This is a genomic window from Paenibacillus humicus NBRC 102415, from assembly GCF_004000905.1.
Lineage (GTDB): Bacteria > Bacillota > Bacilli > Paenibacillales > Paenibacillaceae > Paenibacillus_O > Paenibacillus_O humicus.
Genome location: NZ_BIMD01000002.1, coordinates 1 through 21,838, shown reverse-complemented (window position 1 = coordinate 21,838; position 21,838 = coordinate 1). Strand labels below are relative to the sequence as shown.

The following is a 21,838-nucleotide window of genomic DNA, read 5'->3' as shown; positions in this document are numbered from 1 at the left end:
TATCTAACGTTCAGTATACTAAATCAATGTTCGCTTTACAAAACTAACCTGCGAAAAAGCGCATAAAACGCCTTAACGCTTGCTCTGGCTTTTATTTTCTTCTCTTTCTTTCCCCTTCACCGCCTTCCCGCTCCGGATTTAAGCACATCAGAGCTATGGAAGCCGGCTTTTCAAGGGACCCTTTCCATCAAAAAGAGCAGTCCGCCGGGGCTCCCCCCCTTCCGGACCGCTCTTTTCTGCGAACCTTACTTTTTGCGGCCTTGCCGCTGTAGACGCAGCCGGCTCTCGCCGAGCGTAAGCTTCCGCTGCCGATCGGCAGGCATGCCGGCTAGCTTTTGCTGATGCCATGCTTGCGGAGCACGCCATGGATGGCGAAATAGTCCACCTCCGGCGGCAGGGCATCCTTGAGCGGACGCAGCTTGTCGCCGCCAAGCCGCTGCACCGCCTCGAGAATGAGCGGCTCCTGCTCCTCGGGAATGATCCGGCTCCAGTCCAGCTCGGCTCCCTCGTCCGCGCAGCGCATGAGATGGTTCTCCACCGTTACGCGGCTGAGACCGCGCTCCTGCGCGATTTCCTCCACATCCTTGCCGGCCGCGAACAGGTCGTAGGTGGCGGTATGGCTGCCCGCTCCGCCCGAGGCCGCATCGCCGGTCCGCCTGGCGGAGCCGGACGGCGGCTGCGCGCCTCCACCCCGGCTGAACAGATCCGGCTCTCCGGAGAGATCCGCGGCCGCTCCGGACGTGATCGCGAGCAGCTCCTCGCCGTACTTGCCCGCCTTGGCGGCGCCGATTCCTTTCACGCTCATCAGCTCGTCCATCGACGACGGCCGCGCCGCCGCCAGCTCGCGCAGCGTCGCGTCGAAGAAGAGCATGAACGGCGGCACGCCCTCGCGGGCAGCGGCTGCCCGGCGCCAGTCGCGCAGCGCCTCGAACAGCGGCGAGGACTCGCCTCCGCCGCTCTGGGCGGCCTTTCGTACCGTCGTGATCTTGCGGCGCACGACCGTCTTGCTGCCCTCGAGCACCGGCAGCGCCTCCGCCGTCAGCGACACCGTCGGATACTGGCCCTCGCTCATGCGGAGGTAGCCTTCGGCGACGAGCCAGTAGAGCCAGTCGGAGACTTCCTTCTCCGGCCATTCCCTCATGAGGCCGTAGGTGGACAGCCGGTCCAGCCCGAACTGGATGATCTTCTTGTCGCGGGAGCCCTTCAGCACCTTCGCCGCCATCGCGACGCCGAAGCGCCCTTTCATGCGGCCGACGCAGCTGAGCGCCTTTTGAGCCTCGGAGGTCATGTCGAGCCGCTCGCTCTTGTCGAGGCAGTTGGCGCATTTGCCGCAAGGCTGCACGCCCTTCTCGCCGAAATAGTCGACGATGAACTGCTGCAGGCAGCGTTCCGTACGGGCATAGTTCATCATGGAATACAGCTTGGACAGCTGCACGCTCTTGCGTCCGTCGTCGCCCGCTCCCTGCTCGATGAGGAAGCGCTGGATCTGCACATCCTGCGGCTCGAACAAGAGGAGGCATTCGCTCTCCTCGCCGTCGCGTCCGGCACGTCCCGCCTCCTGGTAGTAGGATTCCAGATCGCCGGGCATCTGCCAGTGCAGGACGAAGCGGACGTTCGGCTTGTCGATGCCCATGCCGAAGGCATTGGTGGCGACCATGACGCGCGTCTCGTCGAAGCGGAATTTCTCCTGCGCATCGGCGCGCTCCTCGTCGCCAAGGCCGCCATGGTATTTGCCGGCGGGTATGCCTTGGCGCAGCAGCTCCGCGTGGACAGCCTCCGTCTCCTTGCGCGTCGCGGCATAGATGATGCCCGACTGATCCGGGCGCTCCTGCAGGAAGCGGGTCAGAAACCGTTTCTTGTCGGCGCCGCTGACGACCGACAGCGACAGGTTCTCCCTGGCGAAGCCGTTGATGAAGATGCTCGGATCGCGCAGGGCGAGCATGTCCGCGATATCGCGCGAGACTTCCGGCGTCGCCGTCGCCGTGAAGGCGGCGACGAGCGGGCGGTCCTCCATCCGCGTGATCCAGCCGGCCAGCTGCCGGTAGCTCGGGCGGAAATCATGCCCCCACTGGGACACGCAGTGAGCCTCGTCGATCGCGATGAGCGGAATGCGCATCCGCTCCGACAGCTCCCCGAACATGGGAGCGTCGAGCCGCTCCGGAGCCACGTACAGCAGCTTGTATTCGCCGTTCAAGGCGGCCCTCAGCACCTCGCGGTATTCGGCAGCGCCGAGAGAGCTGTTGAGGAAGGCGGCCGGAACGCCGACCCTGCGCAAGGCGTCGACCTGATCCTTCATCAGGGAGATGAGCGGCGAGACGACGATGGTCGTGCCGGCAAGCAGCATCGCCGGAATCTGATAACAGACCGACTTGCCGCCGCCGGTAGGCAGAATCGCCAGCGTATCGCTGCCTCCCGTAATAGCCGCGATGATATCCTCCTGCCCCTGCCGGAATGAATCGTAGCCGTAGACGCGTTTCAGCAAATCGCGCGCTTCCTCCAGCATAATCATCGATGAACCCCCTTCTTGCGCCGTCCCCGACGGCGCGGCATTCCTTTTATCCTTCAAGCTGCCCTCCGGCATTGCCGGCGGCGAGCATCGCATGTTCATGGCTGCGGTACAATCCGGACATGACGGCCGCATGCAGCGCGGCTCCGGCGGCGCTTTCCTCTGTCATCGCCGCCGTCCGGAGCGGCAAGCCGGTCCTTGCGGCGAGCAGACGCCGCATGGCCGGATTGCGCCGGATTCCGTTGCCCGTGCCCGCGATGCGTGCGATGCCCGCGCGCAGCCCGGCAGGCAGCGGAGCGAGCATGTCCAGCAGCTCGTCGACCGTTCCCTGCAGAAATCCGGCGATCAAGCCCGGCACCGTGAAGCCGTCCTCGCGGATGCCGGTGATGCTGCCGGAAGCCTCCGGCTCGCTCCGGCTTCCGAGCCATAACGGCGAGACGGTCAGCTCCGGCTTGATGCCTTCCCGCTCCAGCCGGTCCAGCTCGGCTTCGGCAGCTTCATTCATGCGGCTGTACAGCCGCTCCGGCGCCACGCCTCCAGCCAGCTCCGCCGCTTCCCGCAGGAAGCGCTCCAGCAGCTCATAGCTCTTGCCTCCCGCGAGAGCCGCGCCTGTCAAAAGCCAGCCTCCGCCCGGCATAGGCCTCGATTCCAGCCCTTCCGCCAAAACCCGCTCCCCGCTGTAGAGCGCGATCTGGGCGCCCGTGCCGATCGTAACGAGCAGCGTTCCCTTCCTGATGCCGGCGCCGCCGATGAAGCCAGCCTGGCTGTCGCCGATGGCCGCATAGACCGGAATGCCGTCATTCGTCCGGCCGACAGCCGCTTCCTCCGCGGCCGCTGCGACCCGCGGAAACAGGTCCGGCTCCAAGCCCGCTTCGACGATGACGTCCTCGTCGAAGCGCCCGGTCTCCGGCTCGAACAAGCCGATCGCAGCTGCCTGAGTGGCGTCCATGACCGGCTCGCAGGCTCCGCACAGCCTCATCGCCACATAATCGCCGATCGTGCACAGCGAGGCCGCTCCATCCGGGACCAGGCCATTTTCCCTATTATAGCTGTGGGTTGCCGATCCATAACCGCTGTAGACGCTGCTTCCCGACAGCCGGGACAGCAAGGAGGCATGGGACTCTCCTGCCGCTTCTTCCCCCGCCCGAGCTCTTCCTCCTCGCGCGTCCTGCCATGTATACAATGGACTGACGGCTCTTCCATTCCCGTCTGCATAGAGGATACCGTGCATCTGCGAGGAAATCCCGATTCCGGCGAGCCTGCCGCGCCAAGGCCGGCACTGCTCCAGCAGCGCTGCCGCATCGCTGACGATCCGCTCCGGATCCTGAAGCTTTTCCCACGGATGCTCCGCCGGAAGCCATGCCCGGTTCGGCGCGGCCGCAGTGTGTACGGCGAGCCCGGATGACGCATCCCAGACCGTCACGGCGAGCGAGGTCGTGCCGATGTCTATGCCGGCCGTATGCGTGCGCAAGCCGGCTTCTGCCTCTATGTGCCCAGCAGCTGTATCCATAAAGACCTCCCGGCCGTCCAGCCTAGTTAATTCTATCGGTGAAGTCTATTATAGCATGGACCGGCCGCATGACGCTCTTCCGGCGGACCGGCCGGCCCCGGAATTCCGCGGAATCGACAAACAGGCGGACCACGCGGTTCTTCGCCGCGCGATCAACGCCTGATGTCCCTCGGGAACGACCCGAACCGCTCCATTGCTCCTCTTCTCATGAATGGCGAGCAGGAGCCTAGCCTTCCTTCCCGAATGCCGCGGCTTCCGCCAGCGCCATCTATTCCTCTTCGTCGACAGCCGCATTCATGACCGCCTGCGGCTCCTCCAGCCTTGACTTCAGCTCGTGGAGCTCCCGGTACAGCAGCTGCAGCTCGGCTTCCTTGGCCTTGATGAGCACCGTCACCCTGTCCATCGCTTCCAGCAGGCTTTGCCTGACTTCGCCCGCTTCCGGCGAGTAGGATACGCCAAAGGTCGCTTCGACCCATTTGTCGGCCGCTTCCCTGCCTTCGCGGCGATAGATTTCGGCGTAGACATCGAACATGGCCGCGACCGTCTTGCGGCAGTTCCAGCCGAGGATGACGATGCTGTCGGTCGCCTTGCTCACCGCCTGCATCAGCTGGAAGTCGTTCAGCCGGCCTCGCCGGGCCTCCACTCGTTCGACCTCGGCGGCGAAGGTCGGAAATGCCGAGCGGAAAAGCTCCGCGGATGTCAAATATTCTTCATGTGTAATCAAGGACTCCTCTTCCATCTTCAGCCTCCTTCAGCCGGTTCTCGCGTATTCTATATGCTTCGGAGGATCGATACCCGTTTAAGACCTTACCTGAAATCGGATCCTCTTAAAAATTCTCTCCTTCTCACAAAAGAAAATATCCCGGAACCCGAAGGCCCCAGGATATTGTTCCGGATCGACCCGCGACGAGTCCCGCTTACGCGTTCGTGCCGGCTACAACCTTCACGACGTTGCGCACGGACTCGGCGGATTTGTCGAGCGCCGCTTTTTCTTCGGCCGTCAGCTCAAGCTCGAATACTTTCTCGATGCCGTCGCCGCCGAGAATGGCAGGCACGCCGAGGAAGAGGCCGTCGTAGCCGTATTCCCCTTCCAGCAGGGCGATGACCGGCAGAATGCGTTTTTTGTCCTTCAGGATCGCTTCGGTCATTTGCACGAGCGATGCCGCCGGAGCGTAGTAGGCGCTGCCGTTGCCGAGCAGGCCTACGATTTCGCCGCCGCCGACGCGGGTGCGCTGCACGATCGCCTCGATGCGGTCGGCCGGGATCAGCTTCTCGATCGGGATGCCGCCGACGTTGGAGTAGCGGACGAGCGGAACCATGTCGTCGCCGTGTCCGCCGAGCACGAAGCCGCGCACGTCTTCGACGGAAACGTTGAGCTCTTGCGCGATGAACGTGCAGTAGCGGGCCGTATCGAGCACGCCGGATTGGCCGATGACGCGGTTTTTCGGGAAGCCGAGCGTCTCGAAGGCGGCATAGGTCATCGCGTCTACCGGGTTGGAGAGGATGATGACATAAGCGTTCGGGCTCGACACCTTGATGTTCTCGCATACGGAACGGACGATGCCGGCGTTCGTATTCACGAGATCGTCGCGGCTCATGCCCGGCTTGCGGGCGATGCCGGCCGTGATGATGACGATGTCGGAATCCTTCGTATCGTCATAGTTGGACGTGCCGATGATGTTGGCATCGAAGCCTTGAACCGGGGAAGCCTGGAGCATGTCGAGCGACTTGCCCTTCGTCGGGTTCTCGAGCTGCGGAATGTCGACGAGAACGACGTCGCCCAGCTCTTTTTGAGCCAGCATGAGAGCCGTCGTCGCTCCGGTGAAGCCTGCGCCTACAACCGTGATCTTATTGCGCTTAATTGCCATGTGAATAACCTCCATCGGATTGGAATGTCGAACCTATGACGCCAAAGGCGGCCTCGCTGCAGCCATCCTCGCCGCTTGCAGATCAACGCTTGCCGCCGGCCGAATGCCGTTGTCGAGAATGCGCCGGAAGAGTGGAAAAGCCCGCCTAAGCGGGCTTTGGTAAGTTACATGTTGGCGATGACTTGATCGGCGAACTCGGAGCATTTGACTTCTTTGGCGCCTTCCATGAGGCGGGCGAAGTCATACGTAACCGTTTTGTTGTTGATCGAAGTTTCCATGCCTTTGTAGATGAGGTCGGCCGCTTCCTGCCAGCCGAGGTGCTCCAGCATCATGACGCCGGACAGGATGACGGAACCAGGGTTCACGACGTCTTTGTCGGCATACTTAGGAGCCGTGCCGTGCGTAGCTTCGAAGATGGCGTGGCCCGTCAGGTAGTTGATGTTGGCGCCTGGAGCGATGCCGATGCCGCCGACTTGGGCAGCGAGGGCGTCGGAGAGGTAGTCGCCGTTCAGGTTCAGCGTCGCGATGACGTCGAAGTCGGTCGGACGGGTCAGAACTTGTTGGAGGGCGATGTCGGCGATGGCATCCTTCACGAGGATTTTGCCGGCTGCGAGAGCTTCTTCCTGAGCTTTGTTGGCCGCATCCGTGCCTTGCTCTTCCTTGATGCGGTCGTATTGATCCCAAGTGAACACTTTGTCGCCGAACTCGGCTTCAGCCACTTCGTAGCCCCAGTTTTTGAAGGCTCCCTCGGTGAACTTCATGATGTTGCCTTTGTGCACCAGCGTAACGGATTTGCGGCCATGCTCGATCGCGTATTCGATCGCAGCGCGCACAAGGCGCTTGGAGCCTTCAGCCGATACCGGCTTGATGCCGATGCCGGAAGTTTCCGGGAAGCGGATCTTGTTGACGCCCATCTCGTTCTGCAGGAAGGACAGCACTTTTTTCACAGCGTCCGTTCCTTCTTGGTACTCGATGCCGGCATAGATGTCTTCCGTGTTCTCGCGGAAGATGACCATGTTCACGAGCTCGGGACGCTTCACCGGGGAAGGCACGCCGTCGAAGTAGCGCACAGGGCGCAGGCAGACGTACAGGTCGAGCTCTTGGCGGAGAGCGACGTTCAGGGAGCGGATGCCGCCGCCGATCGGAGTCGTCAGAGGACCTTTGATCGCGACGATGTATTCGCGGATCGCGGTCAGCGTATCGGCCGGCAGCCATTCGCCGTATTGGTTGAACGCTTTTTCTCCGGCGAATACTTCGTACCAGGCGATTTTTTTCTCGCCGTTGTAGGCCTTCTCTACAGCTGCGTCAAGGACGCGCTTGGAAGCGCGCCAGATGTCGCGGCCGGTGCCGTCGCCTTCGATGAAAGGCACGATCGGATTGCTGGGAACCTGCAGTTTTCCGTCTTGAATCGTAATTTGCTCGCCTTCGGTCGGGAGCGCGAATTTTTCGAGTTGCGGCATGAGTGGGTATTCCTCCTCTGATATGATTGCGGCCGTGCGATGATGTCCATCCAGATGCGGCTCGTCCAAAAAGGAACAAGCCGGGATGAATGAAGCCTGCCCCGGCAGCGTGCCGGGGCATGAGCTTATGGATTAGCGTTGTTCAATCGGGATGAACTTCGCGTTCGATGGACCGGTGTATTCCGCGCGAGGGCGGATCAGCCGGTTATTATCATACTGCTCGAGAATATGCGCCGTCCAGCCGGACAGGCGGCTGATCGCGAAGATCGGAGTGAACAGATCGCGCTGAATGCCGAGGGTCGTATAGACGGAAGCGGAATAGAAGTCCACGTTCGGCTTCAGGCCCTTTTGTCCCGTTACGATGTCTTCGATGTGCACGGACATGTTGTACAGGTCCATGTTGCCCTTCAGCTTGCCGAGCTCCTGCGACATTTTCTGAAGATGCTTGGCGCGCGGGTCGCCGTTTTTGTAGACGCGATGGCCGAAGCCCATGATCTTCTCTTTGTTGGCGAGCTTCTCGTTGATGACGGATTCCACGTTGTCCGGGGATCCGATCTCCTCGAGCATGACCATGACGGCTTCGTTGGCGCCTCCGTGGAGAGGTCCCTTCAGCGCGCCGATGGCGGACACGACGCCGGAGTAGATGTCGGACAGCGTAGCGACCGTGACGCGGGCTGCGAATGTCGACGCGTTGAGCTCATGGTCCGCATGGAGAACGAGAGCCTGGTCAAGCGCCTTGACGGCGACTTCGTCCGGCTCGTCGCCGGAGAGCATGTAGAGGAAGTTGGCGGCAACGGACAGGCCGGCCTTCGGAGCGACGGGCTCCTTGCCTTCCCGGATGCGCGCAAACGCTGCGATGACGGTCGGAAGCTGGGCCTGAAGGCGGATCGCCTTGTCTACGTTGGCTTCCTTGGACATATCCTGGGCGGCAGGATCGTACAGCGCCAGCGAAGAAACGGCGGTTCGGAGAGCAGCCATGGAGTTCGTGTCCTTCGGATACAGCTTGATGCCTTCCACGACTTCGGAAGGAATCGCGGCATATTGATCCAGCTTGGATTTAAGCTGCTCCAGCTCGGATGCGGTCGGAAGCTTGCCGTACCAAAGCAGGTAGGCCACTTCTTCGAAGGTTGCGTTCTCAGCGAGATCGTCGATGTCGATGCCGCGGTAAGTCAGCACGCCGTCGATGATGGAGCTGATGGACGAGGTTGTGGCTACGATGCCTTCAAGTCCTTTGGTAGCTGTCATAGTTATCTCTCCTTTGGCTTCGGCCTGGGTAGCAGGGCGAATAGTAGTATGCGGACATGGGATTACAGATGCAGGACGGAAGTCCGCATCTTGGCAGCGCCTTCATGCTGCGCCTCGGCAGTGTGATAAGAGGCTGGAAGAGATCCACGAAAAACCGAATGAATCAGTCGTCCCTATTATCATAACGAATTTTGCGTCCGAATCCAACTTGTTGCGACATAAAATTGCTTTATCGGTATCATAGAATTATCTTGTTGCTGAACAATTTCCTTTCCTGCCGCCTCTTTGCCGCTGCGATTGGAAAGGCCTGCCGCCGAAATGGTACACTGGACTGACTATGCCGCCGCCGGGTCCGACCGGCGGCTTCAAGGAGGAGAAGTCATGAACGAGCAGAGAACCGGCATCATCGACATCGGCTCCAATTCCATCCGACTCGTTGTCTACGAGCAGACGGCTTCGGGAGCGCATCGCGTCATCGACGGCAGCAAGCGGCCGGCGAGGCTCAGCTCGAGAATTACCGCGGACGGAACAATCGATGAAGCCACGACGCGGGAGCTGGTCGAGATTCTCGGCCATTTCCGCCTGATCTGCGCCCACCACCGGACGGGAACGATCCGCGCGGTAGCGACAGCCGCCCTCCGCAATGCGGCCAACGGGGAAGAGGTCATCGCCGTGCTGAACGCCGAAACCGGCCTGCATGTCGAGCTGCTTCCCGGTGAACAGGAAGCCTCCTGCGGCTTTCTCGGCATGGTCAACACGATGGATATCCAGGACGGCTTCCTCATCGACATCGGGGGCGGCAGCACGGAAATATCCCTGTTCCGCGACCGCACGCTCGTCCAGAGCGTCTCCTTCCCGTTCGGCTGCGTCAGCCTCTCCCGCCGCTTCCTCAAGGGAGGCATGCTGGACGACGAAGGGCTGAAGGCGCTGGAGGCCGAGGTGTCCGAAGCCGCCCGCAAGGAGCCTTGGCTGACTTGGTCTCCCGGCCTCCCGATGGTCGGCGTCGGCGGGACAATCCGCTCCCTAGCGAAAATCCATCAAGCGGTACGGAAATATCCTTTCCCGCAAACCCACAACTATTCCATGCCGTCCGAAGATGCGGAACGCCTCTTCGCCACGCTGCGGGACATGCCGATGGACAAGCGGCGCAAATTCCCCGGGTTGTCCAAGGATAGGGTCGATCTCATCCTGCCGGGGCTGGCGGTCCTGCTGCTGTTCCGCAGGCTGACGGGAGCAACCGAGTACAGGGTGTGCGCGGCAGGGCTGCGCGACGGGCTGTTCTTCGCCTCCCAGTTCCCCGATCGGCCGCGGCTCGACGACGTGCTCGGCTACAGCGTAAGCAATACTTACGCCCTCTATCCCGAAGCTCCGCTCGCTCATGTCAATCAGGTCAACCGGCTGTCGCTGGAGCTGCTGGACAGCCTCAAGGACACGCAGGCGGCGTCAAGCCTGCAGTCGCTCGGGGGGCGGGCTGCGGTCGTGCTCGACGCGGCTTCCATCCTGTACCGGATCGGAGCCTCGATCGACCATGCGGCCTATCCGAAGCATACGTTCTACCTGCTCACCAACTGCAGCCTGAACGGAATGACGCACCGCGAAAATGTCCTGACCGCCGCCGTCGCCTCCTTCCACAGCCGCAGCCGCCTGAAGTCCCAGCTGGAGCCCTTCGCGTCCCTCCTTGAGGACAGCGATGCCGAAGCGGCCGCGCTGCTCGGCTCGCTCCTCCAGCTGGCGGCCACGCTCGACCGGAGCGAGACGCAGCCGGTCAGCCGCCTCGACATCTCCATCAAGGGATCTTCCTTGCAGCTGCAGGCGATCCGCCCCTCCGGCTCGCTTGCGCTGGAAAGTCAGGAAATCGAGGACGGCGGACGGGAGTTCGCCAAAATATGGGGCCTGACGCCCACTCTGTCCATCCGCTGACCGGTTTTTGCGGATCTTCTATCGAGCGGATGAACAGGCTGCGCCCCTTCTCTTGCGCAAAGCCGGGTCCACTCCATAACCGATACAGCCGTCCCGCTTCGATCCGGGACGGCTGTTTCTTTTGGGGATGAAGGAAGCGGGACTAGGAATGGATCAAGCCGGCATCGTCCGTGCCCGGCTGCTTCCAGGAAGAGATCTTCTCCGCGACGAACTGGCTCCGCAGAGGAGGCCGGTCCGCATCGGGCACTTTCTCGTAGCTCCCCGACGGCTTCAGCTCGCGAAGCTTGACATTGTCGCTCAGAATGAGCTCCAGCATCGCAACCAGGCTCTCCCTCAGACTGGCGTCGAATACCGGGCACATCAGCTCGATCCGGCGCGTCAGGTTGCGCGTCATCCAGTCGGCGCTGGACAGGTACACCTCCTCCGCCCCGCCGTTGCGGACATAGAGCAGCCGCGAATGCTCCAGATGCCTGTCGACCAGGCTGAAGACGCGGATATTCTCGCTCAGCCCCTCCACGCTCGGCCGCAAGCAGCAGACGCCGCGAATGATGAGGTCGATCTTGACGCCGGCCTGGGAAGCCTCGTACAGCTTGTCGATCATTTCCTGATTGGACAAGGAATTCATCTTGGCCGCGATATAACCGCCGCGCCCTGCCAAGGCATGCTCCTTCTCCCGGTCGATCAGGCGGAACAGCTTATCCATCAGATCGGTCGGCGCGACGGCGAATGCCTGCCACTCGTATGGGGAGGAATACCCTGTCATCTCGTTGAACAGCGCCGAGGCATCGGCGCCGATGACAGGATGGCAGGTGAACAGGCCGACGTCGGTATACGCCTTGGCCGTGCTGTCGTTGTAGTTGCCCGTCCCGACATGGACGTAACGGCGCAGCATTCCCTCTTCCCGTCGCACGACGAGCAGAATCTTGGCATGCGTCTTGAGCCCGACGAGGCCATAGACGACATGGCAGCCCGCTTTCTCCAGCTGACGGGCCCAAGCGATATTGCGCTCCTCGTCGAACCTGGCCTTCAGCTCGACGACGACGGTCACCTGCTTGCCGGATTCGGCCGCCGCCGCGAGCGCCCGCACGATTTCGGACTGGCCGCTGACGCGGTACAGGGTCATTTTGACGGCAAGCACGTTCGGGTCCTCCGCTGCCTGCTGCACGAAGTCGGCAATCGGCTCGAACGATTCGTACGGATGATGGAGCAGCACGTCGCGGCGCCGGATGGCGTCGAACAGGCTGTCGTCCTCCTCGAGCTCCGGCGGATAGATCGGCTCCAGCCTCGGGAAGCGCAGGCTGTCCCTGCCCTGCAGCGCGGAGGAAAACTTCATGAGGAAGCCAAGATCAAGCGGACCTCCGATCTCCAGGATATGATCCTCGATCTCGAGCTCCTCCTTGAGCAGCTCCAGCGCATACGGATGGAAGCCCTCCTCCACCTCCAGACGAACCGGCATGCCCCAGCGGCGGCGGCGCAGCTCCTTCTCGATCTCTTCCAGCAGATCCTCCGCGCCTTCCTCGTTGAGCGTCAAGTCGGCGTTGCGGATCAGGCGGAACGAGTGGACGGCAAACGGTATGTATCCGTTGAACAGCGTATGGATATGGGCTTGAATCAGGTCTTCCAGCAGCACGTATTCCATCTTCTTGCTGTTGCCCCTCGACGGTATCGGCACGAAGCGCGGCAATATCGACGGCACCTGAACGATCGCGAAATAAGGATCGGCCTCGCTGTCCCCGCTGTCGTCCTTGAGCAGGACAGCCAAATACAGCTCGCGGGTGTGCAGCAGCGGGAAAGGCCGGCTCTGGTCGACCGCCATCGGCGTCAGGACGGGGAAGACGATCGTCCGGAAATATTCGTCCATGGCCGCTTCCTGGGCGGCGCTCAGATCCTCCATTTCCTTGAACCCGATTCCTTCGCGGGACAGTCCCCGCATCACTTCCCGGTAAGTCCGGTACTGCTCGGCCACCATCTGTCCGGTGCGCTTGATCAGTCTTTTCCACAGTCCCTGCGGGGTGTAGCCGGTAAAATCGACCTTGGCGTACCCGGCCTTGAGCTGGTCCTGGATGCCGGCCATCCTCACGCTCGTGAATTCATCCAGATTGCTCGATACGATCGCGAGAAACTTCGCTCTTTCGAGGAGAGGCGTCGAGGCGTCCTGGGCTTCGCCCAAAACCCTCCGGTTGAATTCGATCCAGCTGAGGTCCCGGTTCACATAGGGGGACAATGCTTTTGTCATGGGTCAGAAGCCTCCTTGCTCGTTGTCCCTATTATGCGGCGCAACTGTTTCTTCTATATTAAGATGCTGTAAAAGGACGGTAAATGCTCATCTTTTTGCATGCGCGTCCCCGGCTCAGCGGCCGATGATGAAAAATTTCCCTCCCCCGCCTCCGCGGAACAGCCGCTCCAGTAGCCGATACAGCCTGGCCCGGTAAAAGCCTCTCGTGAACGGCAGCAGCATCGTCAACCCGACGATGTCCCCGATAAAGCCCGGCAGCACAAGGAGCAAGCCGCCTCCAAGGATGCACAGCCCGTCGAGCAGCGCATGGCCCGGCGGCTCTCCCCTGCCCATCCGCAGCCTCATTTCCTCCCACGCCTTGCGACCGCGGGTGCGGGCGAGAACGCCTCCGAGCACCGCCGTTCCGGCCATCAGCAGCACCACGCCGGCGCCTCCGATCCAGCGGGACACGAGCATGATGACGATGACCTCCGCCACGATATAAGCCGCAATCCCGAGCATGAACTTCTGCATGAATCCCCATTGCCTGGCCTTGTTCATCGATTCGCCCCTTTCCGGGCCGGTTCGCCCGCATGCTGCTTCAGAAAAGCGTACAACTCGGGCAGCCGCCTATCCAGCCTCGCAGGCTTGAAATCCCTGCCGACCCATACATGGCGCGTCCCTCCGGACACCAGCAGCTCGCCGGGCAGTCCTGCTCCGGCTGCATCCGCCTCGCCCGGAGGATATGCGACGGGAAGCTGATCGCCCGGCTCGATCGGCAGACGGCGGATCTGCGTCCGGAAAGCCATTCTCATCGGCGTGTAGCTCTCCACCCGGGTACAGATCAGAAGACAGTCGTCATAACGGGCCGGGGAATGAAAGGCGCAGTCGATGTCCACGACCGGCAGCAGCAGCCCTTCATCCTCGATGCGGCGGTACGGATACCCGGCGGAGCGGATCAGCTCGGTACGGCCGATCTCGAACCAGACCATATAGTTCGTATGGAAGACGATGCCCATGGCATCCGTTTCCTTGTATCTCACCCGAATCGGATGAAGATGCCAAGCTTCAGCTTTCATGCTCTTGCCATCCTTTCTGTACCCGCTTGCCGGCATGGTCTGCAAAAAAGAAAAAGCCGTGCAAAACGCGCCGCCCCTGCCGGTCCCTCGCGGGTCGGAAGGGCGCGGATGCGGCCTGCACAGCTCTATCTGGTCGTCCCGAGCGGCCGGACCTCTCGGATGACGGACCGCTTTAGAGGACTTGGGATTGTCCGGTGTAAATAACGCCCATTTCTCCGTACACGGTCACTTCCATGCCGTCCTGGAACAGCTCGAAGGCGTCTTCGATGCCGATGACGGCCGGAATGCCGAGATTGAGGCCGACGACAGCCGCATGGCTCGTGATGCCGCCTGTAACCGTCAGGATCGCCGCCGCTTTCTCGATGGCGGGCATGAAGTCCTTGTCGGTCGATACGGTGACGAGGATGGAGCCCGGCTTCGTTTTGGCGATGGCTTCCTCCGGCGTGCGGGCGAGCACGATTTTGCCGGTTGCCGTCTGGCTGCCGATGCCTTGGCCTTTGGCCACAAGCTCGCCGATATGGTGAACCTTGATCAGGTTCGTCGTTCCGGCGCGTCCGACCGGAACGCCGGCCGTAATGACGATCGTATCGCCAAGGCTCACAAGGCCGGTGTTGAGCGCGCCTTCAACGGCGATGTTGAACATTTCGTCCGTCGTGTCGGCGTTCGCTCCTTTGGCCGGGATGACGCCCCAGGTCAGAGCCAGGCGGCGCATGATGCGCTCATCCGTCGTAACCGCGATGATCGGAGCCTTAGGACGGTACTTGGATACCATGCGTGCCGTATACCCGCTCTCCGTGGAGGAAACGATCGCTTTGGCCTGCAGATCCAGGGCGGAGTTGGCGACAGCCTGGCTGATCGCTTCCGTGACGGACGTCTGCTGCGCGCTCGCCTGCTTGACCAGGATCTCGCGGTAGTCCAGCGCGGATTCCGCGCGCTCGGCGATGCGGGACATCGTCAGGACGGATTCCATCGGATATTTGCCTGCTGCGGTCTCGCCGGAGAGCATGATCGCATCCGTGCCGTCGAAGATGGCGTTCGCCACGTCGCTCGCCTCTGCGCGCGTCGGGCGCGGATTGCGCTGCATGGAATCCAGCATCTGCGTCGCCGTGATGACCGGCTTGCCGGCCAGGTTGGCCTTCTGGATCATGTTCTTCTGGACGAGAGGCACTTCCTCGGCCGGAATCTCCACGCCGAGGTCGCCGCGCGCGACCATGAGGCCGTCGGACACTTCGAGAATCTCGTCGAGGTTGTCTACGCCCTGCTGATTCTCGATCTTGGAGATGATCTGGATATGGCTCGCATTGTGGCGCTCCAGCAGCTCGCGGATCTCAAGCACGTCGGAAGCCTTGCGCACGAAGGAGGCGGCGATGAAATCGACGCCCTGCTCGATGCCGAACACGATGTCGTTCGCGTCCTTCTCGGTGATGCCCGGCAGGGAGATATGCACGCCCGGCACGTTGACGCCTTTCTTGCTCTTGATCTGGCCGCTGTTGACGATGCGGCAGTTGATCTCCGTGCCCTGGATGTCGGCGACGGTGAGGCCGATGAGGCCGTCGTCGATGAGCACCGTGGAGCCGACTTTCAGGTCGGCAGGGAGATTCTTATAGGTAACCGGAATCCGGTGGCGGTCTCCGAGAATTTCCTCTGTCGTCAGCACGATGTAGTCGTCCTGGAAAAGCTCGATCGGCTCTTCCTTCAGCTTGCCCAAGCGGATCTCGGGACCCTTGGTGTCGAGCAGGATCGCGACCGTCTTGCCGAGCTCCGAGGATGCCTGGCGAATGTTGGTGATGCGCGCTCCATGCTCCTCGAAATCTCCGTGGGAGAAGTTCAGGCGGGCGACGTTCATGCCGGCAAGAATCAGTTTCTTGGTATTTTCCAGAGACTCGCTGGATGGGCCGATGGTGCAGACGATTTTTGTTTTGCGCATGGGTATGAATTCCTCCATCAATATAGCTTGCTTGTGAACACTATCAATCATTCTACCACAATCGGCAAAAATATAGACATCGCTTTTGGAGCTTGTCCCGGCCTGCGGGAACCAGGCTCCGGCCAAGATGGCCTATGCATGCGGACATGGCTCCGGGCGCTGCCAAGGCGGCAGCGCCCGTCATTGCCTGGCAGGTTCTCTTAATGGACCCGCGCGGATTCGGCTGCGGAGGGAGATGCCTCTCCGGCCTCCGGCGCGCCCGCTTCAACCGGAGCGGCCCTGGTCTCGACCGCCGCCTCGCCGCTCAAGCGCTCCTGCGGGTCGCCTCCGGCCTGGGGCTCGCGCCCTTGCGGCCCTTCGACGGCCGGAGCGGACGGGGCGAACGTGAAGCGGCCGATCTTGCGGAACTTCTCGTAGCGGTCTTCCACCAGCTGCTCCGGGGTCAGAAGCGACAGCTCCTGCAGATGGCGCCACACGGCTTCCTTGATGAACGCCGACTGCTCCGCCTGGCCCCGATGCGCGCCGCCCTTGGGCTCGGGCACGATCTCTTCGATGATGCCGAACGACAGCAGATCCTTCGCCGTGATTTTCATCGCTTCGGCCGCCTGGTCCGCCTTGGACGCATCCTTCCAGAGAATGGAAGCGGCGCCGTTGGGAGAAATGACGGAGTAGATGGCATTTTCCAGCATCAGGACGCGGTTGCCGACGCCAAGAGCCAGCGCTCCGCCGCTGCCGCCTTCTCCGATGACGACGCAGACGACCGGCACGCCGAGCATAGCCATCTCGCGCAGGTTGCGCGCGATCGCCTCCGACTGGCCGCGTTCCTCGGCCGTATTGCCGGGATAAGCGCCTTTCGTGTCGATGAAGGTGATGATCGGCCGCTTGAACTTGTCGGCCTGCTGCATCAGCCTCAGCGCCTTGCGGAAGCCCTCCGGATGGGGACTGCCGAAGAAGCGGGCGATGTTGTCCTTTGTATCCTTGCCGCGCTGATGGCCGATGACCGTCACCGGCACTCCGTTCAGCTTGGCCAGGCCGCCGACGATCGCCAGATCGTCCGCGAACAGCCGGTCGCCGTGCAGCTCCAGGAAATCCGTGAAGATGTCATGGATGAAGTCGAGCGAGGTCGGACGCTGATGGTGGCGGGCCAGATGCATCTTCTGGGCAGGGCTGAGCTCGCTGTACATCTCGTCCTCCAGCTGCTTGCAGCGGGCTTCCAGACGGGCGATCTCGTCGGTGAAGTCGATGCCCGTATCCTGGCTGAGCCCTTTCAGCTCCTGGATTTTGCGGCGAAGGTCGCCGAGCGGCTTCTCAAAAGGCAATTCAGACGCCATGGGCTGTCTCCTCCTTCACGGGGGCATGCATGTCCAGCACGCGGGTCAGCGTCGATTTCATGTCCTTGCGGTGAACGACGCGGTCCAGCTGACCGTGCTGCAGGTTGAATTCCGCCGTCTGGAAATTGTCCGGCAGCTTCTGGCGGATCGTCTGTTCGATGACGATCCGGCCTGCAAAGCCGATCAGGGCGCCGGGCTCGGCCAGATTGTAGTCGCCAAGGCTCGCGAAGCTGGCCGTGACGCCGCCGGTGGTCGGATCCGTCATGACGGAGATGTAGAGGCCGCCGTCCGACTGGAACTTGGCCAGCGCTGCGCTCGTCTTGGCCATCTGCATGAGGCTCAGGATGCTCTCCTGCATCCGGGCGCCGCCCGAAGTCGAGAAGATGATCATAGGCAGCCGGCGCTCATGCGCCTGCTCGATCGCGCGGGTAATCTTCTCCCCGACGACCGAGCCCATGCTGCCGCTGAAGAAGTCGAAGCTCATGACCGCGACGACGACGGGGAAGCCGCCGATCTCGCCGGTGCCCGTGACGACAGCATCCTTCAGGCCGGAGCTTTTCTTCTGGGTTTCCAGCTTGGGGGCGTAGCCCGGGAACTCCAGCGGATCCTCGGAAATCATATCGGCGTCGAATTCAGACAAACGTCCGTCATCGAGCGTCATTCCGATACGCTCCCAGGCGCTCAGCCGGAAATGATGCCCGCATGACGGACATACTTTCAGGTTTTTCTCCAGTTCCTTGCTGAATTGAATCGTCCCACACTTGGGACACTTGTTCATCAGCCCTTCGGGAATGTCCCGTTTGGGACGCTCCTGGCTGTCGCTGCGCTCCCGTTCCGACGGAACGGTCGCGTATTTGCGTTTATGAAATAAGTCCTTGAACACGAGTGACACCTCTCAAGACGCTAAAGTATAGTCGAACCGGCCATCACGAATGAAGAATGGAGCTCAGGACCTCCTGGACTTCCTCCAGCTCTCCGGACGGAACGAGAATCTCGTATTGCTGCTTGGACATGTTTATCGGACGTGTCTGTACGAGAAAGCCTTCTTCCGTCAGCCGTTTTTGGATCCTCTCCGCGATTCTCGCGGTAGGCGCGATGTAGATGACCGTCCACATGAAAGGTACCTCCTGATATTCCGGAAACAGGCCACATGATCTCACAATCATAGCATAGGAAAATAATTTCCCGCAAGAAACAGGACTGTCGGATCGGCGCGTTCGGCCCGGATTGCGGATTGGAAAAGGGTCGGAAGGAGTATTTCTGCGGCCGCTAGGGCCTTGCCAGGCTTGTCCTCCGTCCCGAGAGGAAGGGGAAAAGAAAACGTCTTGAACACATGCGAAGAAGCTTGCGGCGAAGCCGATGGATCTCTGTTCGTCCGGCTGGATTCGGGCATTCCGGCGCCTCGCGGCGCACGGAGCTGAAGGAGCATGCCGGAGCTTCAGCAGGTACATTCGTCCCCGGCATGCGGAATCCCTCTTTTTCAATCCGAGGTTTCGCTCGCGTCCAACGCGCTGTAGCTCAGCGCCTTGGGATCCTGATGGGCGATCCGGGCGGAAGCGGCGGCGGCCAGCCCCGCCACGAGGTCGTCCAGGAAGACGTGGACCTTGCCTGTCGTCTTGTCGTTCAGATGGCTGATGATGCCCGGTTTGACCTTGTCGAGATATCCGAAGCTGGTCAAGCCGATCATTCCGTATACGTTCGTTATGCCCATCGCCAGCGTCTCGTCGACGCCGTAGAGCGATTCGTCCTTCTCCATGATGGCCTGCAAAGGATGCGGCAGCAGCTTGCGCTCCGCCAGCTCATCCAAGGCGATGCCCGTGTAGAGCACGTACTGGACCTCCCGCTTGCCCAGCACCGTGCGCACGCTTTCCGTGCATTCCTCCATCGTGAGCAGAGGATTGTAGGGAAGCTGCAGGGAAAGCACGATTGAAGCCACATCATCGACGGTTACGCCGCGCCGGCCGAGCCAGCGCTCCATTTCGGAACTCATCCGCATTCCCTCCCGCAAATATTGCCGTGAGAACGGCGGCCGGAAGCGGAGACACGAGTAGAGGCGCGGCCATCCGGCCGCCCCTCTTGTCCCTGTTCCCTCGCCCCGGCTCGACCGCCATGGTAGCCCAAGCCTGACGACTTGTGTTTCCTACTCTATGCGCGTGTCCCGGGAAATGTTCCGTTAATTTCCGGTGAAGCAAGCGGCGCATCAGGCGGCGGCGAGGCTTAGGGCCGGGACCGCCGTCCTCACCGGGAGCTGGCCCGGACTCCCGTCGGCGGACGGTCCCGCAAGCCGGACAAGCCCGGCCTCGGCGGGGCAAGGCGCATATCCGGTGCAAGCTCGGAACGGCGCACATACGCTGTCGTAAAACAAGCGAAACGCGCGATAAGGAGGAGCTGTCCCCTTTGTCCAGTCCGTTGGTATCGATCATCATTCCGTTCTACAACGACCCCTATATAGGCAGCGCGATCCAAAGCGCGATGGAGCAAACCTATCCCAACAAGGAAATCGTCGTCGTGGACGACGGATCCACGCTGCACAGGGAGCTGCTGCTGCCCTATCTGCAGTTTCCAGGGATTTACCTCTGCGCAAAATCCAACGGAGGCACGGCCAGCGCCTTGAATGCCGGCATAGCGATCGCCGCGGGCGACTACATCGCCTGGCTGAGCTCCGACGACCGGTTCTATCCGGGCAAGCTGGAGAAGCAGCTGGCGCACATGATTCCGAGAAACGGAGAAATATCCTTCAGCGATTACGACGTCATTGACGGGACGGGTCATGTCACAAGCCGGAACGTAACGCCCAAATATGCCCATGTCAGCGACTTTCTGAAGGCATTCGAGCACTACTGCCCGATCAACGGCTGCACGGTGGTAGCCCGCAAAAAACTGCTGCTGGATCTTGGCCTGTTCGACGAGTCGCTGCCTTACACCCATGATTACGACTTATGGTTCCGCGCCGTCCTGAGCGGAGCAGATTTCCAATATGTGGATGAGGCGCTGATCCAATACCGGGTCCACGAAGGGATGGGCACAATCCGCAATCTGCCTGTCATCGAGCTGGAAGCCGAAGCGACCCGGCAGCGCTGGTGGCCGCTGCTGGATCGATGGATCAAGAGCAGGCTGAGGACTTGATGCCGGGCCGTCTGAAAAGGAGGCGCTCCTTATCGCGATCGAGGTAAGCATCATCATGCCGACCCATAACCGCTATCCGCTTAATCTGCTCACGCTGTATTCTCTCGAAGCGCAGACGTACGATCTGTCCAAGGTCGAGGTCATCATGATCGACGACGCTTCGGACGACGAGACCCCCGGCATCGCCTCCGGCCGCTCTTTCCCGTTCGAATTCCGGTATTACCGCTTGACGAGGAACATTGGCCGGCCCCGAGCCCGCAATATGGGCATCCATGCGTCGCGCGGACAGCATCTCATCTTCCTCGATGCGGAGATCATCGTGCCTCCCGAGTTCATCGAAGCCCATATGAGCCTTCACAGGGAGCATAGCCGCCTCATCGCCGGAGGACTGTTCGCGGTCCGCAAATCCTATACCCGGCTGGATCCGCAGCTGTCCCCCGGCCAGCTGCTGCAGGCGGAGGAGCTGCTCGTCCGCCATCCGGATCTGCACGGAAAGTGGCTGCGCACCCGGATGCTTCCCGATCCTCCGGCACTTTTCGAACGCGAAGACATTCTGGAAGGCCGGTATCTCGACATGACGGCTGAAAATCCGCATGGGAACTACTTCGTGAAGAATGTGATCAGCCTATATGGAGATTGGTTCCACGGCTTCCATCTGCCCTGGATCATGGCCGGGACGGGAAATCTCTCGCTGGAGAGGGCTGCCTTCGAGGTTCATGGCCTGTTCGAGGAGTACGACGGCTGGGGAGCGGACGATATCGAAATGGGCTACCGCCTGTTCAAGAACGGATACCGGTTCGTCCATCTGAGCTCCGTCCCGACCTATCACCAGGAGCATCCGCTCCAGACGTCCATCGGGCAGGAGGGCAAGATCAATTTTTTCCTGTTCCAGCAAAAATACCGGACGGTAGGCATGCTTGCCCTGCTGCTTGCCCATCCTCCGATCCTTATGTCCTACCGGGACGTCAGCAGCGTGCTGGATGATATCTATGCCCTCGGCCGGAACGAGTCCGAGCGTCCCTTCTTCCATCTGACCAGCTCCTTCAGGGCGATGCTGGAATCCGTCGGGCGCCTGACGCGCTACGACCTTCCCGTGCGGAATTTGATCAGGGAATGCGGCTTCCTCGTTCCGAGCGCGGAGGAGAAGCTGTTTCTCGAGGAGAAGCGGGCTCTCGAGGCTTCGGGGAAGCATCCGCATCTATGCCAAGCGCTGGATCGGCTGCTGTCGTTATGAATGCCGTCTAGGATGCCGCCCCGCATTCCGGGGCCTCCGTCCGCCGTCCATGCGAAAAGGCCGTCCCCCCTCTGGAAGGGGGAACGGCCTTGTTCGGGAGACGCGGGAAGACGCCGGGGCAGCCGGCTGGACCGGCTGTTATTTGACGACAGCGGAGCCTTTGCCGAGCAAGCCTTCGATTCCGCCCATAAGCTCGGGAGAGGGCTTGACCTTGTAACGCTCGCTGAGCGCGATCGTCCTGCCCTCGCTCTCGTAGAAGAGCACGGTCCCCAGCGGACCCGGATGGCCGGCCAGCAGCGCCTTGAGGCGCTCCAGGACGGCGGGATGCTCACGGTCCGCCGCGATTTTGACGTACAGCCGCTGCGCCCCGCGAGGGGCGGCTGCGCGGCGCGGCTCAGCCGGGACAGAGCCGGCTGC

At 61.5% G+C, this 21,838-nt stretch carries 18 protein-coding genes; 3 read left to right on the top strand and 15 right to left on the bottom strand.

All coding sequences use genetic code 11. The annotated features are described in order from the left end of the window. Positions 1-328: 328 nt before the first annotated feature. The 6 genes from recQ to citZ all read right to left on the bottom strand — a co-directional run bounded on the left by recQ (position 329) and on the right by citZ (position 8,589). Positions 329-2,503 carry a DNA helicase RecQ gene (recQ, locus tag PHU01S_RS02020; RefSeq protein WP_049869678.1) on the bottom strand — a complete coding sequence of 725 codons (2,175 nt, stop codon included), beginning with the start codon at positions 2,501-2,503 and terminating at the stop codon, positions 329-331. 52 nt (positions 2,504-2,555) lie between these two features. Beyond that, the gene (locus tag PHU01S_RS02015) at positions 2,556-4,016 is read right to left on the bottom strand and encodes a sedoheptulokinase (RefSeq protein ID WP_127505830.1); all 1,461 of its coding nucleotides are present in this window, start codon (positions 4,014-4,016) and stop codon (positions 2,556-2,558) included. A 268-nt stretch (positions 4,017-4,284) separates the two neighbouring features. Then, positions 4,285-4,755: a hypothetical protein gene (locus PHU01S_RS02010; RefSeq protein ID WP_021880349.1), complete on the bottom strand. Its 471-nt coding sequence runs from the start codon at positions 4,753-4,755 to the stop codon at positions 4,285-4,287. Positions 4,756-4,933: 178 nt separating this feature from the next. After that, on the bottom strand, positions 4,934-5,884 hold the full coding sequence (gene mdh, locus PHU01S_RS02005; protein ID WP_048748587.1) for a malate dehydrogenase: 951 nt from the start codon (positions 5,882-5,884) through the stop codon (positions 4,934-4,936). A 164-nt stretch (positions 5,885-6,048) separates the two neighbouring features. Next, on the bottom strand, positions 6,049-7,344 hold the full coding sequence (gene icd / locus PHU01S_RS02000) for an NADP-dependent isocitrate dehydrogenase (RefSeq protein ID WP_048748586.1): 1,296 nt from the start codon (positions 7,342-7,344) through the stop codon (positions 6,049-6,051). Positions 7,345-7,476: 132 nt separating this feature from the next. Beyond that, a complete protein-coding gene (gene citZ, locus PHU01S_RS01995; RefSeq protein ID WP_048748585.1) occupies positions 7,477-8,589 on the bottom strand; it encodes a citrate synthase in 1,113 nt (370 codons plus the stop codon). A 381-nt stretch (positions 8,590-8,970) separates the two neighbouring features. Here citZ and PHU01S_RS01990 point away from each other — a divergent pair, with 381 nt between their 5' ends. Next, positions 8,971-10,509, top strand: a complete 1,539-nt coding sequence (locus PHU01S_RS01990; RefSeq protein WP_048748584.1) for a Ppx/GppA phosphatase family protein — start codon at positions 8,971-8,973, stop codon at positions 10,507-10,509. A gap of 142 nt (positions 10,510-10,651) precedes the next feature. Here PHU01S_RS01990 and ppk1 read toward each other — a convergent pair whose 3' ends face one another. The 8 genes from ppk1 to PHU01S_RS01950 form a co-directional block, all read right to left on the bottom strand. Next, positions 10,652-12,745, bottom strand: a complete 2,094-nt coding sequence (ppk1, locus tag PHU01S_RS01985) for a polyphosphate kinase 1 (RefSeq protein ID WP_049867851.1) — start codon at positions 12,743-12,745, stop codon at positions 10,652-10,654. 114 nt (positions 12,746-12,859) lie between these two features. Then, positions 12,860-13,285 carry an FxsA family protein gene (locus PHU01S_RS01980; RefSeq protein ID WP_021880355.1) on the bottom strand — a complete coding sequence of 142 codons (426 nt, stop codon included), beginning with the start codon at positions 13,283-13,285 and terminating at the stop codon, positions 12,860-12,862. Beyond that, positions 13,282-13,803, bottom strand: coding sequence for an acyl-CoA thioesterase (locus tag PHU01S_RS01975; protein WP_048748583.1), 522 nt, complete (start codon positions 13,801-13,803; stop codon positions 13,282-13,284). Before PHU01S_RS01975 ends, PHU01S_RS01980 begins: the two co-directional genes overlap by 4 nt. A 172-nt stretch (positions 13,804-13,975) precedes the next feature. Continuing rightward, positions 13,976-15,730, bottom strand: a complete 1,755-nt coding sequence (pyk, locus tag PHU01S_RS01970) for a pyruvate kinase (RefSeq protein ID WP_127505828.1) — start codon at positions 15,728-15,730, stop codon at positions 13,976-13,978. 200 nt (positions 15,731-15,930) lie between these two features. Next, complete coding sequence (locus tag PHU01S_RS01965) at positions 15,931-17,061, bottom strand: acetyl-CoA carboxylase carboxyltransferase subunit alpha (protein WP_127505826.1); 1,131 nt, start codon at positions 17,059-17,061, stop codon at positions 15,931-15,933. Further along, on the bottom strand, positions 17,051-17,944 hold the full coding sequence (gene accD, locus PHU01S_RS01960) for an acetyl-CoA carboxylase, carboxyltransferase subunit beta (RefSeq protein WP_048749079.1): 894 nt from the start codon (positions 17,942-17,944) through the stop codon (positions 17,051-17,053). The genes PHU01S_RS01965 and accD overlap by 11 nt, the downstream gene beginning before the upstream one ends. Before the next feature lie 43 nt (positions 17,945-17,987). Continuing rightward, a complete protein-coding gene (locus PHU01S_RS01955; RefSeq protein WP_048749077.1) occupies positions 17,988-18,176 on the bottom strand; it encodes a glutamate decarboxylase in 189 nt (62 codons plus the stop codon). Positions 18,177-18,541: 365 nt separating this feature from the next. Beyond that, the gene (locus PHU01S_RS01950) at positions 18,542-19,051 is read right to left on the bottom strand and encodes a phosphatidylglycerophosphatase A family protein (protein ID WP_048749075.1); all 510 of its coding nucleotides are present in this window, start codon (positions 19,049-19,051) and stop codon (positions 18,542-18,544) included. 407 nt (positions 19,052-19,458) lie between these two features. Between PHU01S_RS01950 and PHU01S_RS01945 the strand changes: the two genes are divergently transcribed. Together PHU01S_RS01945 and PHU01S_RS01940 are read left to right on the top strand one after the other, a co-directional pair. Beyond that, positions 19,459-20,187, top strand: a complete 729-nt coding sequence (locus PHU01S_RS01945) for a glycosyltransferase (protein WP_127505824.1) — start codon at positions 19,459-19,461, stop codon at positions 20,185-20,187. 55 nt (positions 20,188-20,242) lie between these two features. Continuing rightward, positions 20,243-21,421: a glycosyltransferase gene (locus PHU01S_RS01940; protein ID WP_127505822.1), complete on the top strand. Its 1,179-nt coding sequence runs from the start codon at positions 20,243-20,245 to the stop codon at positions 21,419-21,421. A gap of 138 nt (positions 21,422-21,559) precedes the next feature. On the opposite strand, the gene PHU01S_RS25550 is transcribed toward PHU01S_RS01940, so the two are convergent. Beyond that, the coding region (locus tag PHU01S_RS25550; protein WP_164762942.1) for a hypothetical protein at positions 21,560-21,838 on the bottom strand (279 nt) is incomplete at its 5' end.